The following is a 17,025-nucleotide window of genomic DNA, read 5'->3' on the forward strand; positions in this document are numbered from 1 at the left end:
GTTACATGTTGTGATGTTTGCTTAAACAGGCCAATCCGATTCATATAGAAAATTTTTATCTTTGTTGTATTTGAATATGAAAGAGGTATTTATACCAGGAAATATAGGTGATTTTATATAGATTATGATAGATAAATTTTAGCATGGAGTGATGATATGGAAAGGTTTTTTGTAGAGTTAGTCGGATCAACAAATGATTTTTTATGGTCTAAATTGTTAATTATTATGCTTGTTATTTGCGGAATTTATTTTACATTTAAATTGAATTTTGTACAGTTTCGAATGTTAAAAGAGATGGTCCGTGTATTAATGGAGGGGAAAAGTGGTTCTAAAGATCAAATCTCTCCTTTTCAAGCGTTTTGTATTGGTATGGCAGCCCGCGTTGGAACAGGGAATATCACAGGAATTGCGATTGCAATTGCATTAGGGGGTCCTGGAGCTGTATTTTGGATGTGGATTATTTCTATTATTAGCTCGGCCTCTAGTTTTGTCGAAAGCACATTAGCACAGATATATAAAGTAAAAGATAAAACTGGTTTCCGCGGTGGTCCATCCTATTATATGGAAAAAGGGCTGAATAAACGTTGGATGGGAGTATTATTCTCTATTTTAATTACAATTACTTTCGGTCTTGTATTCAATTCAGTACAATCAAATACAGTTACAATCGCTTTTCAAAACTCATTTGGTACAGATCGTCTAACAGTTGGGATAATCATGGCTATTGCTTTCGCTGCGATTATCTTTGGTGGTGTACAACGTATTGCAAAAATGGCTGAATACAAGGTGGTATTTTTAGCGGTATTATACATTGGAGTTGCATTATTTGTTGTAGTTACCAACATATCAAAAATGCCGGAAGTTCTTTCTCTTATTGTTCAAAACGCATTTGGTTTTAAACAAATAGCAGGTGGTTCAATTGGTGCAGCACTTATGAATGGAGTTAAACGCGGTTTATTCTCAAATGAAGCTGGTATGGGAAGTGCACCAAACGTTGCCGCAACAGCAACAACAAGCCATCCAGTGAAACAAGGACTGATTCAAGCATTTGGTGTATTAACGGATACATTAATCATTTGTACTAGCACTGCCTTTATTATTTTGCTGTCTGATGCATATAAACAACCGGGATTAAATGGTATTGCACTGACACAAGCAGCATTAAGTGAACACATCGGTCCTTGGGCATCGGGTTGTCTTGCTATCTTTGTTTTTTTATTTGGGTTTGGTGCGTTAATTGGCAACTATTATTATGGTGAAACAAATATTCGCTTCTTACATACAAGTAAAGTGTGGTTAATGATATACAGAATAAGTGTGTTGGCTATGATTGTATTTGGTTCTGTTGCAAAGATCCAAATTGTATGGGATTTAGCGGATTTATTTATGGGCTTTATGGTTATTATTAATTTAATTGCTATTACCTTACTTTCAAAAGTAGCATTTGCGGCGTTACAAGATTATATAAACCAGAAAAAAGCTGGTAAAGATCCTATTTTTTATAAAGAAAACATTAAAGGACTTGAAAATATTGAATGTTGGGATAGTTATGAGAAAATTTCAAAAAAGAAAAGTGTGTAATAAGAAAAATATTCAGACTGCAATATGTCTGAATATTTTTCTTGGTTCTAGTGTAAATAGTATCGATGATATTAAAGAAAAAATTATTTTATATCAAGTTAATAGTACGGGGGAATATTTTTAAATGATAAAAGATTATAGCGTTCAAATTGAAGGTCAAGAAAAAGTTTGCTTAGATCAATGGGTAGCTCATTATCGAACGTATGCAACTAAGGGACGAAGCGCCAGTTATATTCCCGCTCTGGGAGAAATAAATGTATCGCAGTTAGGTATTTGTATAGTAAAGCCAGATGGAACAATGATAAAATCAGGAGATTGGGAGGTACCTTTCACATTACAAAGTATATCAAAAGTAATCGGTTTTATAGCCGCTTGTTTAAGTCGCGGTATTTCTTATGTATTAGAACGAGTTGACGTAGAGCCAACTGGAGATGCCTTTAATTCAATTATTCGTTTAGAGATACATAAACCAGGAAAACCTTTTAATCCTATGATTAATGCTGGAGCGATTACGATAGCTTCACTTTTGCCAGGGACATCGGTGCAAGAAAAATTAGAATCTATATACGTATTAATTGAAAAAATGATAGAGAAGCGTCCCGCTATTAATGAAATAGTATTTCAATCAGAATGGGAAACCGCTCATCGTAATAGAGCATTAGCATACTATTTAAAGGAGAATGGTTTTCTAGAATCAGATGTGGAGGAGACACTAGAGGTTTACCTAAAACAATGTTCGATTGAAATAAATACAGAAGATATTGCCTTAATAGGGCTTATACTAGCACATGATGGATATCATCCTATTCGCAAAGAACAAGTGCTCCCTAAAGAAGTAGCTAGGTTAACAAAGGCTTTAATGCTTACTTGTGGAATGTACAACGCTTCTGGAAAATTTGCTGCTTTCATTGGATTACCAGCTAAGAGTGGGGTATCCGGCGGAATTATGACACTTGTTCCCTCAAAATCTAGGAAGGATTTACCGTTCCAAGATGGATGTGGTATTGGTATTTACGGACCAGCCATTGATGAGTATGGGAATAGTTTACCAGGAATTATGTTGTTAGAACATATTGCAAAAGAATGGGATTTAAGTATATTTTAAAAAGGAGCACAGGTATTTTGGTGTTAGAGCGAGTCCAAAAGTGTTCAGACCTTATATTGTGTCTGAACATTTTTGAGTTATAAAGTATCTTTCTAAAGTAGAAGAGTGTAATGAATACTCACAATCTATAATGCTTTCGTTTATATCTTATTTATCAGTTTTTGAAAAAAATAGAGTAAGTATTGTATTAATACAAATAGGTTTGTATACTGACTGTTAGGCGAAAGTGAGAAGTGATTATTTTGAATCTTAGTAATTTAGTAAAAAAAGACATCTATATTCTCGTTTTAATGATACTTACAGTACCCTTAGTAGGTGAAATAAAGTCATTTCCTTTAAATGAAACATTTAGAATGAGCTTTGGTGCACCAACATTTTTCTTTTTTTTGTTATTGTTTCGACGAATTCCAGCATTTTTACCGGGTTTTTTAACAGCAATAGTCGTGGTAGTATTTCGTATCTCAATGGATGTCATTATAAAGGGAAATATGGATTGGCTAGCCGCTTTTCATACTCACTATCCTAGTTTTTTCTTTTATTTTACTTATTCGTATCTCTTTCATTTAGCAAAAATCAAACGTTTTTATCATCAACCACTAATGATTGGTTTGATTGGTTGCATGATTGAAATACTGTCAGACTGTGTGGAATTAATGATTCAATATTTCGTATTAAAAACATCAATCACATCCGAGGCAATAAATGAGATCATTGTTATCGCATGTTCCCATAGTTTTATAGTTCTAAGCTTTTTCAATATGATGAAATTGTATGAAGCGCAATCAAGGGAGAGACATATAAAGAAGCAAAATGAACACATGCTCATGCTCATCTCTAATTTATATGAAGATGCTGTTCATTTAAAAAAAACATTACAAGATGCTGAGAATATAACAAAAAAATCTTATGATTTATATAAAACTTTAGACTCCTTTGAGCACAAACAGATGGATTTTCAGTTTGGGGATTTAAGGCAACAGGCATTACAAATTGCTGGTGAGGTCCATGACGTTAAAAAGGATAACCAACGTATTTTTGCGGGACTTTCAAAATTAATTTCTGATGAAAGTTTTACAGATTATATGTCTGTACATGAACTAGTAAATATCATTATACGGGCAAATACGAAATATGCACGGTTGCTAGAGAAAGACATCCAATTTGTGTATAAAATTGATGGTGTGCATTCTCATTATCATATTTATACAATCTTATCTATTATAAATAATATCGTTACAAACGCTGTAGAAGCTATCCAAAGTATGGGAATCATCACAATTGACATTAATAAAGACCATCATTTTGTTGAATTTCGAGTAGGAGATAACGGTCCAGGTATTTCTTCCAAATATAAAGATTCAATTTTTGAGCCTGGTTTTACTTCTAAATATGATGATTTAGGCAATCCATCGACAGGCATCGGACTATCGTATGTTAAAGAAATGGTCGAACAACTAGAAGGTGATGTTACGCTTGAGGACAGAACCGAAGGAAAAGGATCAATTTTTATAATTAGATTAGGGATTGATCATATAATTTCGAAAGGGTGATTCTATGTATTTTTATATAGTAGATGATGAAAAAGCGGTTCGCTCAATGTTGGCTCAAATTATCGAGGATGAAGATCTTGGAGAGGTTATAGGAGAAGCTGAGGATGGTTTATCTTTAGAGCAAAACATGCCAACCCTTAAAAAGATTGACATTTTATTTATCGATTTGTTAATGCCGATTCAAGATGGAATAAAAACAATTCGTCAAATAAAGCCTTCGTTTAAAGGGAAAATCATCATGGTTTCTCAAGTAGAATCAAAAGAGTTAATTGCTGAAGCTTATTCGCTTGGCGTTGAATACTATATTATTAAGCCAATTAACCGGATTGAAGTTTTAACAGTTGTTCGGAAAGTCATTGAACGAATTCGTTTGGAAAAATCGATAAAAAACATTCAAGAATCGCTTAATATGGTATTAAAATTGGATAGTAATTCAAGTGCGCAAGAAAAATACCGTAATGAAAAACATTTAAATACTTTTAATCACTTTCAAAATTCCATTCATTTTCTTTTGTCTGAATTAGGAATAGCCAGTGAAAGTGGAAGTAAAGATTTAATGGATATGCTAGATTATTTATATAAATATGAACAAGATAACACGTTGGAACAAGGTTTTCCCTCACTAAAAGAGATTTTTATGAATTTAGCTCAAAAAAAACTTGGGGATTCAGCTGAAGACGCCGAATTAAAAAGGTTTATAGAAGCTTCCAAACAACGGATTCGGAGAGCAATTTATCAATCATTAAACCATTTAGCTTCCCTTGGACTTACTGATTTTTTAAACCCGAAGTTCGAAAATTATGCTTCTAGATTTTTTGATTTTACTACCGTAAGGAGAAAGATGACAGAATTGAATAATGAACCAACATTACCTGCTCGTATTGATACGAAAAAATTTATTCAAGTTCTTTATTTTGAAGCAAAACGAATACACTTGGAGTTAAGATGATAAACTCTTGCTAAGTATTATTTTCAATTGATAGATTGATAATAGTTTTTCTTTTTATTCTCCTTTATTTCATATTAGTTTTAAAATCAGAAAATTCCGTATCGATTTGGTAGAAGTGTATGAACTTAGAACAAAAGAATATGTATTTTTTATTTCTTTAAACATTAATATTCATTAAAAAAACGAATATTTTCACAATAAAATATAAATACATAGTAAGTTGAATTTAAAAAAAGATGCTATCTTCTAGCATCTTTTTTTCTTTAAGAGGAAATATCATTGATCCTTATATTATTTGAAATTCAAATGCGGGCATATAAATAACGGAAAAGGAGATAATATTTAACAAATTATAATTGGAAATGGTATTTTAGGTCAGAAATGTTTTTATACTAATTAGGTTATTGGTACTAAACAAGCATAATGTCTCGCTTTTCTGCTCTTTAATCTTATCGTTATTTTTTATTAAGTACATATCGTTTTTTAGAAATCTCAATCCTAGCAGAGTATATAAATTGGGTGATAAAAATGTGGAACATAATTACTTCTTATCTTCCAGATTGGAAAGTCTTTGTACAAGCTTTTATCTTGTTTTTAATTCCGTATACTATCTCAAGAGTTTTTCATTGGGTTCGTATGTCAGAGAAAGAGTGGGAAGAATGAGTTGGTGGAAGTCAAGAGACAAACAAGTGAAAAAAAATAATATTCAAAGTAAAACGAAACAAGAGCATAAACCTTCTCAAAATGCAATCGTTCATTTCACAAATGATTTTGCCTCTAACTTAGAACTTATAAAGCAACAAATCGGACATAATTCTGATGTTCGCTTTCGGAAGTTTAATATTGGACGCACAGATATTCAGGCTGGGATCGTTTTTGTTGATGGCCTATCAGATAAAGAGATAATTGACAAACATATTATGAAATTACTAATGGATGATTTTTCTGATGAATATAAAAATGAATCTTCTTATGTGGAGGGGACTGTTTCAAAAGAATATATTAAAAATAAAGTTCTTACAATTAGTGAAGTAGCAGAAGTCCATTACATAAAAGATTTAATACCCAAAGTATTGATAGGTTCAACAGCTCTTTTAATTGATGGTTTAGCAGATGTGTTTATTCTTGGTACAACAAAAGCAAATAAACGAAACATTGAAGAACCAGTATCGGAGGCATTAGTCAGAGGGCCACGGGTCGGTTTTACTGAAGTATTAAGTGATAATACCTCACTTTTGCGACGACATTGTGCGGATGAGAGTTTATCATTAGTAAAGCTACCAGTAGGAGAACGTGCAAAGAAAGAGTTAGTTGTCGCATTTATTAGAGATCTTGCTAGTACAGAATTGGTGGATGAAGTAAAAAACAGAATTCAGAAAATTGACATAGACAGTGTACTCGAATCTGGTTATATAGAGCAACTCATTGAAGATAATTATCTAAGTCCTTTTCCACAGATTCAAAATACAGAACGACCTGATCGTGTTATTAGTGCTTTAATGGAAGGTCGAGTAGCTATTTTGTTAGATGGAACACCATTTGTTTTAATTGCTCCAGTTACATTTAGTATGCTGCTGCAATCACCAGAAGATTATTATGAAAGGTGGCTTCCTGGTACGCTTCTCCGCTTATTACGCTTCATGACAGCTTTTGTTTCATTATTTGCTCCAGCACTGTATATTTCTTTTATTTCATTTCATCCAGGATTAATTCCCACTAAGCTCGCTATTTCTATTATCGGATCGCGAGAAGGAGTTCCTTTTCCCGCTTTAATAGAAGCGTTAATTATGGAAGTAGCTATCGAAGTTTTGCGAGAAGCAGGTTTACGTCTGCCTAAACCAATTGGACCTGCAATGGGAATTGTGGGCGGTTTAATAATTGGTCAGGCTGCCGTAGAAGCAGGAATTGTTAGTCCAATAATGGTTATCGTTGTTGCGGTAACAGCTATTTCTTCTTTTACTATTCCACAATATAGTGTAGGAATTACGTTACGCATTCTTCGTTTTGTAGCTATGTTTTGTGCTGCGATATTTGGTTTGTATGGAGTTATTCTCTTCTTTCTTTTACTTTGCAGTCATTTAGTGAAACTGAAAAGTTTTGGCGTTCCTTATACCAGTCCTGCTGTTCCATATCGATTCAGTGACTGGAAAGATTTTATGGTTCGCATGCCATTAAAAATAATGAGACGTCGACCAAAAATAATGCATACCAAAAAAAATATCCGCAAAAGGTAGCTGATGACGAAAGGAAGTGGCCTTCAGTGATTACTAAACTTAAAGACCGAATAACAACTTCACAGGCAGTTGTTATTATTGTAAATTACATACTTGGGACAGGAATTCTCACTCTGCCTAGAGCATCTGTGGAAAAAGTGAAAACACCAGATGTATGGATAAGTGTGATATTAGGTGGAATACTGGCAATGGTTTCAGGAGTAATTATGGTCAAATTAAGTCAGCAGTTTCCAGAAAAAACATTTTACCAATACAGTCAAGATATTGTAGGGAAATGGATAGGCAGGTTGCTTAGTTTTCTTATTATAGGGTATTTTCTTACAACTTCAGCATTTCAAATTCGTTCAATGGCAGAAGTAATAAGCTTTTTTTTGCTCGAAGGAACCCCCACATGGGCTATTGTTATGCCTTTTATGTGGATAGGTCTCTATTTGATTATGAGTGGTATTAATTCAATTGCACGGATGTTTGAAATAATATTTCCTATTACTGTTTTTATTTTTTTAATCATTTCCTTTATGAGCATCGGAATATTCGAGATAGATAATCTCCGTCCCGTATTAGGTTTGGGAATTAAACCAGTATTAGATGGGATAAAAACAACGTCTCTCGCATATACAGGTCCTGAAATTATGTTAATTCTTTTGGTATTTATGGAACAACGAAATAAAGCAGTAAAAGCTATTTTAGTTGGAATTTCTATTCCGTTAATCTTTTATGTAATAACTGTTGTAATGGTCATTGGTGCATTATCAATTGATGGGGTTGTAACAAGAACATGGCCGACAATTGACCTTATGCGCAGTTTTGAAATTTCTGGATTGATATTTGAACGTTTTGAATCTTTACTGCTTGTAATATGGATTATGCAAATATTTGCTACCTATACGATTAGTTATTATGCAGCTGCATTAGGATTAGCGCAACTCTTTAAAAAGAGTATTCATCCGTTTATTTTTGCTTTGATTCCAATCATTTACATCATTGCTATGACTTCGAAAAATATAAATGACTTGCTTAAATTGGGGGATATGCTCGGTAATGCTGCTTTATTTTTATTTGGTTTACTGCCACTACTTCTTCTTATTATTACGCGATTAAAAGGAGGAGTAGTGTGAAAAATAAATTTAATTATATGCGGTTCTATTTTGCTTTGTTATGGACGCTTTTGCTTCTATTTTTAACAGGATGTTGGAGCAGTAAAGAAGTAGAAGAGTTGAGTTTAACTGCAGGTATAGCAATAGATAAAGGGAAGGATTCAACAATTGAGAAAGAGGATGAGGAAGGAGGTTATCCTAAAAGAAATCTTATAACAGCTACTTATCAAATTGTTAGTTCGCAAGCACAAAGTAAAGGAAATGGACAACAAAAACGTTATATTAATGTTTCTGAGACAGGTGATTCCATTCATCAAATTGTTCGTGAGTTTTCATTGAAAAGAGAGAGCACAATGTTCAGCCCACATTTAAAAAACATTGTTATTAGTGATAGTCTTGTACGTACATACAGTTTAGAACAATTACTTGAACAGTATCTCCGTGACAATGAAGTTCGGCTTAGCTGTATGCTCTTAATTAGCAAGGGGCTAGCGAAGGAGGTACTGGAATCAAACAAAAAAGGAGAAATTCCAGCATTTCGTTTGTCTGGAATTGCAGATAATAGAAATAGAACAACAAGGATTTTACCTCCTGTATCGCTCGCTAAATTGGAAGGAAAGATGCGGTCAGGGTCCAGTTTTCTTTTGCAAAATGTAATCTCGATAAAAGGGGAAACAAAATTTGCAGGAGCTGCTGTAATTAAAGGGAAGACAAAAAAGTTGATGGGCTTTTTAAATGAACAGGAATTGGAAGGAGTAGTATGGATAAACGGAAAAAGGAATGGTGGTGTGGTAAAAACTTTTGATAAAGAATCAAAGAAACTCATTATATACGAAATAAAGTCAATAAAAAGCAAAATCATACCACATGTTAACGGAAATAATATTTCCTTTGATGTAAACATTGAATCAGAAGGGCGTTTGTCTGAAAATTGGATGCAATCAGGAAAAGATTTTGAAAATGAATTTTTAAAAAAGGAAGAAAAAGCTATTGAAAAAGAAGTAAAGCACTTAGTACATCATGTTACAAAAAAAATACAAAAAGAATATCAAGTCGATATTGCGGGTTTTGGCAACCAATTAAGAATTAAACACCCGAGAACATGGGAGAAAGTCAAAAAAGATTGGGATCAAACATTTAGTAAAGTACCGATTAAATATCATATAAATGTAACTATACAAGATTATGGAGCGTCAAGTTTAAAACGATGAGATACCTTAATTGAAATTATATTTGAATCAAAACAAAAAGTTATAAAAGTTTTAATTTGAAAATTTTTGTAACTTTTTGTTTTTTTATGTCCTTCTTATTATAGATTAAAGAAATGATTTTATCCCGCTATTTGCCGGGCAGTAAGACTCACACCTCAAAATTCAGCGAAAGCAAAGAAGTTATTAGAGGTATATGTAAGCTCTATATAGGAAGGAGAATTTTGAAATTCTATTGATAAACCAAGTAATTGTAATAGCCCTTATTTAGAATAATAATTTCAAAATCAATAAAATTTAGAGTAGAAGGAGCAAGAGCAAATTATTATGAATAAACAAATAGGTTTTATCGGATGTGGAAACATGGGTATTGCTATGATAGGTGGGATGATTAAAAAAAATATAGTTTCTCCAGATCAAATAATTTGTTCAGATTTAAATGTCATTAATTTAAAAAATGCTAGTAATGAATATGGCATAACTATAACTACTAACAACAATGAAGTCGCTAACAGCGCTGACATTTTAATTTTATCAATCAAACCAGATTTATACTCATCGGTAATTAACCAAATAAAAGATCAAATAAAAAATGATGTAATCGTTGTAACTATTGCTGCAGGAAAAAGTATTAAGAGCACTGAGAATGAATTTGGTAGAAAGTTGAAAGTTGTTAGAGTAATGCCTAATACACCGGCACTTGTTGGAGAAGGAATGTCTGCGTTATGTTTTAATGAAATGGTTACAGAAAAAGATATAAAAGAGGTACTGAACATATTTAATATTTTCGGCCAGACGGAGGTCATAAATGAAAAACTAATGGATGTTGTTACATCTATTAGTGGTTCTTCTCCAGCATATGTGTATATGTTTATAGAAGCCATGGCAGATGCTGCTGTACTTGGCGGTATGCCGAGAAAACAAGCTTATAAATTTGCGGCTCAGGCTGTATTAGGTTCTGCAAAAATGGTATTGGAAACAGGAATACATCCAGGTGAATTGAAGGATATGGTTTGTTCTCCAGGTGGAACGACGATAGAAGCTGTAGTAACGCTAGAAGAAAAAGGTTTAAGAACAGCTATCATTTCAGCTATGAAACGTTGTACGCAAAAATCTATGGAAATGTCTAGTTTAACTAGTAAGTGAGAAGCGAATTTATATAATATTTCAAATCTATTTAATGTAAAAGAAATATTATGAGGCTAGTTAATAACTAAGTAAATTTATATACAACACTAACGAGAAGAACAAACCTTATTTTAAAGGGGATACAGAAAATATGAGTAATTTACTAAAAAAGAAATCCGTTACACAATTGTTAGAGCATAATCAAAGCAAGACTTTAACGAAAACATTAGGAGCATTTGATTTAATTATGTTAGGGGTAGGCTCGATAGTTGGAACGGGTGTTCTTGTGTTAACTGGATTAGTAGCAGCAAGAAATGCTGGTCCAGCAGTTGTTTTTTCATTTATACTTGCGGCAATTATATGTGGATTTATAGCATTATGTTACGCGGAAATTGCTTCTACACTCCCGGCGTCTGGTAGTGTATATACGTACTCATATGCAACAATTGGTGAGTTTGTTGCTCATCTAGTAGGTTGGTCATTGCTGTTAATATATATCGTGGCAACAGCGGCTGTCGCTGCTGGATGGACAGGCTATTTCCACAATTTAATAAAGGGATTTGGATTAGAGATACCTAAAGCTCTAGTAACGATTCCTTCGCATGGTGGTATTGTGAATCTACCAGCGGTAATCATTACATTGATATTAGCATGGATGTTATCCCGTGGTACGAGGGAAAGTAAACGAATCAATAATACAATGGTATCGATTAAAATTGGAATGATTTTGTTGTTTATTACGGTTGGTATATTCTATGTAAAACCAATGAACTGGATACCAATTGCACCATACGGTTTAAGTGGAGTCTTTACGGGTGGAGCAGCTATTTTATTCGCTTTTACGGGTTTTGATATATTAGCAACTTCAGCAGAAGAAGTAAAAGACCCGAAACGTAATCTTCCGATCGGTATTATTGCATCATTAATCATATGTACAATTATTTATGTTATGGTATGCCTTGTTATGACAGGAATGGTTTCCTATAAAGAATTAAATGTCCCTGAGGCAATGGCTTATGTAATGGAAGTTGTAGGACAAGGAAAAGTCGCTGGTGCAATTGCTGCAGGTGCTGTAATTGGCCTTATGGCTGTTATTTTTTCCAATATGTATGCGGCAACACGAGTATTCTTTGCAATGAGTCGTGATGGATTGTTACCGAAATCATTTGCGAAAGTTAATAAGAAAACTGGAGCACCCACTTTTATAACTGGATTGGCAGGAATAGGGAGCTCTATAATAGCTGGGTTTATTGATTTGAAAGAATTAGTTAATTTAGTTAATATCGGTAGTTTGGTGACGTTTGCGTTAGTTTGTCTATCAGTTATTATCCTTCGTAAATCACACCCAAATTTAAAACGTGGATTTATGGTACCTTTTGTACCTGTATTACCATGCGTTGCAATTGTATGCTGTGTGTTTTTAATGCTAAATTTACCGTTAAGGACATGGGTGTACTTTAGTATTTGGATTACTATTGGGGTAGTAATATATTTCCTTTATTCGATAAAACACAGTAATTTAAATGAGGAAACGATCTCGAAATTACATGATAAAATTGCGAGATAATAACGATCGAAAATTTTATTAATAATCATATTGATAGTTGAGTAACATAGAAACAGTTTTTTGACATTTAGCAAGAGATAAAATAAGAGATGCTAGGGCAGCTAAGTACTTTTTTAGAAACCTTGCTTGTTTTTTACGATTTAAAACTGCTAAGGAGAGAGAAGTATGAGTGAATTGCATTTTATGAGTATAGAAGAATTGGATAATAAATTGAAAAAATCTGATAGTGGTATTTATTTCATTAAAGATTATAATGACAATATTATTTATGTAGGCAAGGCTTTTAGTATAAAAAGTAGAGTATTAGCTCATTTTAATAGTTATTCCAATATTGAGGAATATGTACATTTATTTAATAAAGTAGCGTATCTCATTGAAGATAGTTTGTTAAAACGCTCATTGTTACAAGTTACTTATATGATTAAATATAAACCAGTATTAAACAAAGAAGTACAAAAAGAATTCCCAGAGTTGTATACTCAATACATTAAGCAGACAAATAAAAAATCTATGTTGTTAGAAATTGATGAAGCTAAAGAAAAAGGGGATGAGTTAAAGAATAAATTAGTAAAATTAGTGGGTGGAAAAACTATGTTTTATGACATAATTTCTCTGTTAAACAATGGATATAACTATCATGTCCTCGCAAAAGTATTGAGCATAGAACTTCAAACTTTAATTATAATAAAAGAACACCGAAATAAATTCCCGATACCACATAATTATAAGAGGACAATAAAACATCAAGATATAATGTATGCTTTATCTGGAAAAAAGAATTTAAGTACGTCAAGGTTAAGCACTTAACTTTAAAGTAGTAAATTCGTTGCTTTTGTAGCTTTTATTGTTATATTGAAATGTAATGTACATTTGTGTTTCAAATTTAATTGGTGGAATAAGGGGAGGGAAAGGGTTCCTATAAAAATACTGGAATAAATTAGGTTACTCATGCGTAAATAGCATAATTAGGCACATGTTATTTATAAATATTCAAAGATACGAAAGTAATACAAATGAAATTCTTATTTCTGCTACTACAAGTACTATTGAGCAAATGAAGTATGAAATTGCTTTTGAACTAAGAGTCACACTGGGACCTGATACATCACATCATCTGCAAATGGTTCGAATCGGTGGAGAGATTACAAAACGCTTAGTTTGAATGGCTGAAAAACAGTTAACAGGTCAATACAGATTACACTAAGAAAATAATCCGTATATATACGGATTATTTTTCCTTTAATTTACAAAAAAATAAATTTCGAAATTGAAAAAACCTCTCAGATTCCTTTGTAATAATCTTTTTTAGTTGTGTTAATGACATAGGTATCAAAAGGTGATAAATTCGATACGAACGATGTATAACCCCTTAAAAGGGTTTTGATGTTATTTGTAATTTTAATTCCATAATACTTAAGCCGATATAATAAAATGTTTTATGTCTAAATCGATATAAAGGAATAGTTTTTAAGTGATATTTCTTTTTTATAGAATAAGCAAAACCTGATATTGTAGTAATTATTGATTTGAGGTCAATTTACTGTGCACCTTGGTTATTGAAGTTTTTTGTTGATTAACAACTATTGTATTTGGAAATTATTAATAAGTTTATCTCGCTATTTGCCGGGCAGTAAGACCCTCACCTCAAAATTCAGCGGAAGCAAAGAAGTTAGGTGGGGGATCAACTGTCCGTAAAAGCCCGATTGGTGAGGGCTAATAATCAGTGGGGATGAACAAAACCCCCACTGATTAAAGTTTCACTTTATGTGATGCGGTAATAAAACTATCTAGTTTGCTATTCTTAGTATTTGTAAAGTCTATATATTTTTTCCTCTTTTGTGGAAAGTAAAACTATTGTTACGACCAGTAATATAGTGTCATTTTTTTGAATATTCCATTCGTTTTTTGTTTTTATTTTTAGTTGATGAAAAGACCTTTCTCTCAATTAAATATTTAATTGAGTACTTGAATTTCCTCCATCTTGTACTTTTCAAAGCATAGTGCTTCAAAAATAGCTGTATCGCTTTCATCTGTTTCCAATTTCACAAATTCTTTATTATCTTTTTCTAAAATTTGGAGCAAAATAGTTTTTCAGTTTCACATTTAAATTAGCAGTATTTATTTTTTGAATTCAATTTGTATAAATGATTGAATTGGAACTTTGACTGTTGTTTCTTGCGGTGGTACAGTATCTCCTGTTACTTTCGCTTTATTTTAAATCTTTTTCCAGCTTGGTCCTCGCATTGACTACCACTGTATTTTGTAGTACTTCACTGTTTTCTCAAGTTCAATAATTATATCTTGTAGAATTAAGAAAAGAACTTAGCTTATTTCGTTTACTTATCTACTCTGATATTTAGATGCTAACTACAATTAAATAATATATGATTTTTATAAAAAAGATATAGTAATATTTTGCTGTGAATTGTACTAATTTGATATTTTATAGTATTATTTGTCGTGAATTATATATAACAGAATATATTTTATGGATCTATAAAGGAGAATGTAATGAATACTTCTATCGATATACAACACTTATGTGATCTTGCACATAAAGCATTTAATGCCCCTGTACATATTTTATCTGCAGACAGAAAAATTTTATATCATTCTACATCTGATAATGTTTGTAGTCCTTTTTATTCTTCAAAAGAAGAACATCTTACTGATATTTATCAAGAAAACGATCCCTTTAACTTGCCACTTTTCCGAAGTAACAACTATCTTGAAAATTTTGTTCTAATTCATATAGAAAATCATGATGATATTAAAGGGACTATTATAATCGGTCCTACTATACATCCAAAAGATTCAGATGATATGATCATAAAATTTCAGAAAGAATTTAAATCAAATGATAACATTCAAGAAAGACTTGCCTATTATCAGTGTTTATCTGAGATTAAAAAAACTACATTAATTGATATGGGAATTTTATTACATTACATGATTTTCAATGAAAAGTTAGATGTAGATATTGTCTTGGAAAAAAATAAAGTACTAGAAGAAGTTCCTAATAAAATTGTGAAACCGGATTTATATATTTTAAAACGCCGACAAAACAAACCTAAAACGCACAATATGGCATTAGTAAATGATTTCTTTTCGACTATTAAAGAAGGAAATAAAAAAAGTTAATACAGTATATGTATGCGGTTTCACAAGAAGATGTTGAACTTATGCTAATAGAGGATCCGCTCAGGAATCAAAAAAACCTTGGAATTATTGCGATTACCTTAGCCACTCGATATGCAATAGAAGGAAACCTGCCACCAGATATTGCTTTTGCTCATAGTATTTTATATATACAAACCCTGGAACAATTAGATAATGTAGAATCTGTAAAGCGATTGTCAGGGGATGCTTTACGTACCTTTGCAGATCGTGTGAAAGAATACAATGCAAAAAAGTATTCTTACGCGGTTACTACATGTATAAAACATATTAATAAAAATGTTTACGATGGAATATCTCTGAATGAACTTGCTAATCATTTAGAAATTACGCCTACTTATCTGTCTAAACTATTTAAAAAAGAAATGGGAATTACTTTAAGCGAATATATTCAAAGGGAACGAGTGGAAGAAGCAAAGAAATTATTAACACTCACTACTTATTCGTTATCAGATATCTGTGCTTGGCTTAACTTTAATGACCAAAGTTATTTTATAAGAGTTTTCAAAAAAATCACTAGTATGACTCCTAGGCAGTACCGTGAAAAATATACAGTAATATAAGCTTGTTATCTACTGTCTCCAATGTAAAGACTTAAACATGGGTGTAAGTATCCCAAAAGATGAAAATACTGAACTTATTACGCTAGAAAGAGTTTGTGATTTGTCTAGAAAAAGAACTTGTATTCAAATAGACGTATGAGATTAACCTGATATTATCTTGTTAGCGGAACAGTTTCAATTTTTATAACAATCATGTGCTGAATTTATAGGTATAGTTTTATTTTAGATAAACACTAGTCTGACGTCAGCTCAAACAAATAGCTCTTGAAGATTTAATAAACACATATGTGAGCAAAAGCTCAATGGAAATCTTTGTACCATATTGTTAATTTGAAAAAATACACTAACCGTTATTTTGCTAAAGGAAATAAAAAAAAATACAGAAGGCTGCAAAGTGTTCCAAGGAAGTTTTGCAGCTTTTTTGTGATTTAAAACCTATGTTTATAACGATGATAAGTTTATAGACTAATATCTTCATATTGGATATTTATTAATGTTTATATTAGGATATCTCGTGAAAAAAATCAATAATATAACATATATTACTAAATATATCTACATTTTATGCAATTATACATAACTAAATAAAGGTAAAAAAGTATAAAAAAACCTATTATATTATTCTATAAGTATTTTTTCTAAAATAAAATTTCTTGGTTGAGCTAAAATAGTTATTTTTAACCGTATACACATTAATTTGTAATCATTACAATTACAGAAATGAAATTTACAAATAACTATATTTATATAATTTTTTTCGGTTCATATTTTTATTTAGCAGTAAATTATCGAGCATAATCGACAAAATTTTTCTATTTACGCATTAAAAATTTAATGTTTTAATGAACAACATAACTGGTATGACC

Annotated in this window: 12 protein-coding genes and 1 pseudogene; 12 read left to right on the forward strand and 1 reads right to left on the reverse strand. The window is 31.8% G+C overall.

What is annotated here, in order from left to right:
* The first annotated feature begins 156 nt into the window (after positions 1-156).
* The 11 genes from MHH27_RS12525 to MHH27_RS12575 all read left to right on the forward strand — a co-directional run bounded on the left by MHH27_RS12525 (position 157) and on the right by MHH27_RS12575 (position 13,581).
* On the forward strand, positions 157-1,581 hold the full coding sequence (locus tag MHH27_RS12525) for an alanine/glycine:cation symporter family protein (RefSeq protein ID WP_340942763.1): 1,425 nt from the start codon (positions 157-159) through the stop codon (positions 1,579-1,581).
* Positions 1,582-1,705: 124 nt separating this feature from the next.
* Positions 1,706-2,686 (forward strand): glutaminase GlsA, encoded by a 981-nt coding sequence (gene glsA, locus MHH27_RS12530; protein WP_001968441.1) that lies wholly within the window; start codon positions 1,706-1,708, stop codon positions 2,684-2,686.
* A gap of 233 nt (positions 2,687-2,919) precedes the next feature.
* On the forward strand, positions 2,920-4,236 hold the full coding sequence (locus MHH27_RS12535) for a sensor histidine kinase (RefSeq protein WP_033692146.1): 1,317 nt from the start codon (positions 2,920-2,922) through the stop codon (positions 4,234-4,236).
* A gap of 4 nt (positions 4,237-4,240) precedes the next feature.
* A complete protein-coding gene (locus tag MHH27_RS12540) occupies positions 4,241-5,185 on the forward strand; it encodes a response regulator (protein WP_098251396.1) in 945 nt (314 codons plus the stop codon).
* Between the two features lie 659 nt (positions 5,186-5,844).
* A complete protein-coding gene (locus MHH27_RS12545; RefSeq protein WP_000119223.1) occupies positions 5,845-7,419 on the forward strand; it encodes a spore germination protein in 1,575 nt (524 codons plus the stop codon).
* A gap of 26 nt (positions 7,420-7,445) precedes the next feature.
* Positions 7,446-8,537: a spore germination protein gene (locus MHH27_RS12550; protein WP_000628928.1), complete on the forward strand. Its 1,092-nt coding sequence runs from the start codon at positions 7,446-7,448 to the stop codon at positions 8,535-8,537.
* Positions 8,534-9,727 carry a Ger(x)C family spore germination protein gene (locus MHH27_RS12555; RefSeq protein ID WP_340942772.1) on the forward strand — a complete coding sequence of 398 codons (1,194 nt, stop codon included), beginning with the start codon at positions 8,534-8,536 and terminating at the stop codon, positions 9,725-9,727. Before MHH27_RS12550 ends, MHH27_RS12555 begins: the two co-directional genes overlap by 4 nt.
* 324 nt (positions 9,728-10,051) lie before the next feature.
* Positions 10,052-10,870: a pyrroline-5-carboxylate reductase gene (gene proC, locus MHH27_RS12560; RefSeq protein ID WP_001041290.1), complete on the forward strand. Its 819-nt coding sequence runs from the start codon at positions 10,052-10,054 to the stop codon at positions 10,868-10,870.
* Positions 10,871-11,003: 133 nt separating this feature from the next.
* The gene (locus tag MHH27_RS12565; RefSeq protein WP_000067460.1) at positions 11,004-12,419 is read left to right on the forward strand and encodes an amino acid permease; all 1,416 of its coding nucleotides are present in this window, start codon (positions 11,004-11,006) and stop codon (positions 12,417-12,419) included.
* A 165-nt stretch (positions 12,420-12,584) separates the two neighbouring features.
* Positions 12,585-13,226 carry a nucleotide excision repair endonuclease gene (locus MHH27_RS12570; protein WP_065228847.1) on the forward strand — a complete coding sequence of 214 codons (642 nt, stop codon included), beginning with the start codon at positions 12,585-12,587 and terminating at the stop codon, positions 13,224-13,226.
* Positions 13,227-13,392: 166 nt separating this feature from the next.
* Entirely contained in the window at positions 13,393-13,581 is a 189-nt protein-coding gene (locus MHH27_RS12575; protein WP_000897404.1) for a small, acid-soluble spore protein, alpha/beta type, read from the forward strand.
* A 791-nt stretch (positions 13,582-14,372) separates the two neighbouring features.
* Here MHH27_RS12575 and MHH27_RS12580 read toward each other — a convergent pair.
* Positions 14,373-14,501 carry a peptidase gene (locus MHH27_RS12580; RefSeq protein ID WP_080126379.1) on the reverse strand — a complete coding sequence of 43 codons (129 nt, stop codon included), beginning with the start codon at positions 14,499-14,501 and terminating at the stop codon, positions 14,373-14,375.
* A gap of 429 nt (positions 14,502-14,930) precedes the next feature.
* Between MHH27_RS12580 and MHH27_RS12585 the strand changes: the two are divergent.
* Positions 14,931-16,159: pseudogene (locus MHH27_RS12585) on the forward strand (helix-turn-helix domain-containing protein).
* Positions 16,160-17,025 lie beyond the last annotated feature (866 nt).

The organism is Bacillus sp. FSL L8-0152 (assembly GCF_038006365.1).
Lineage (GTDB): Bacteria > Bacillota > Bacilli > Bacillales > Bacillaceae_G > Bacillus_A > Bacillus_A cereus.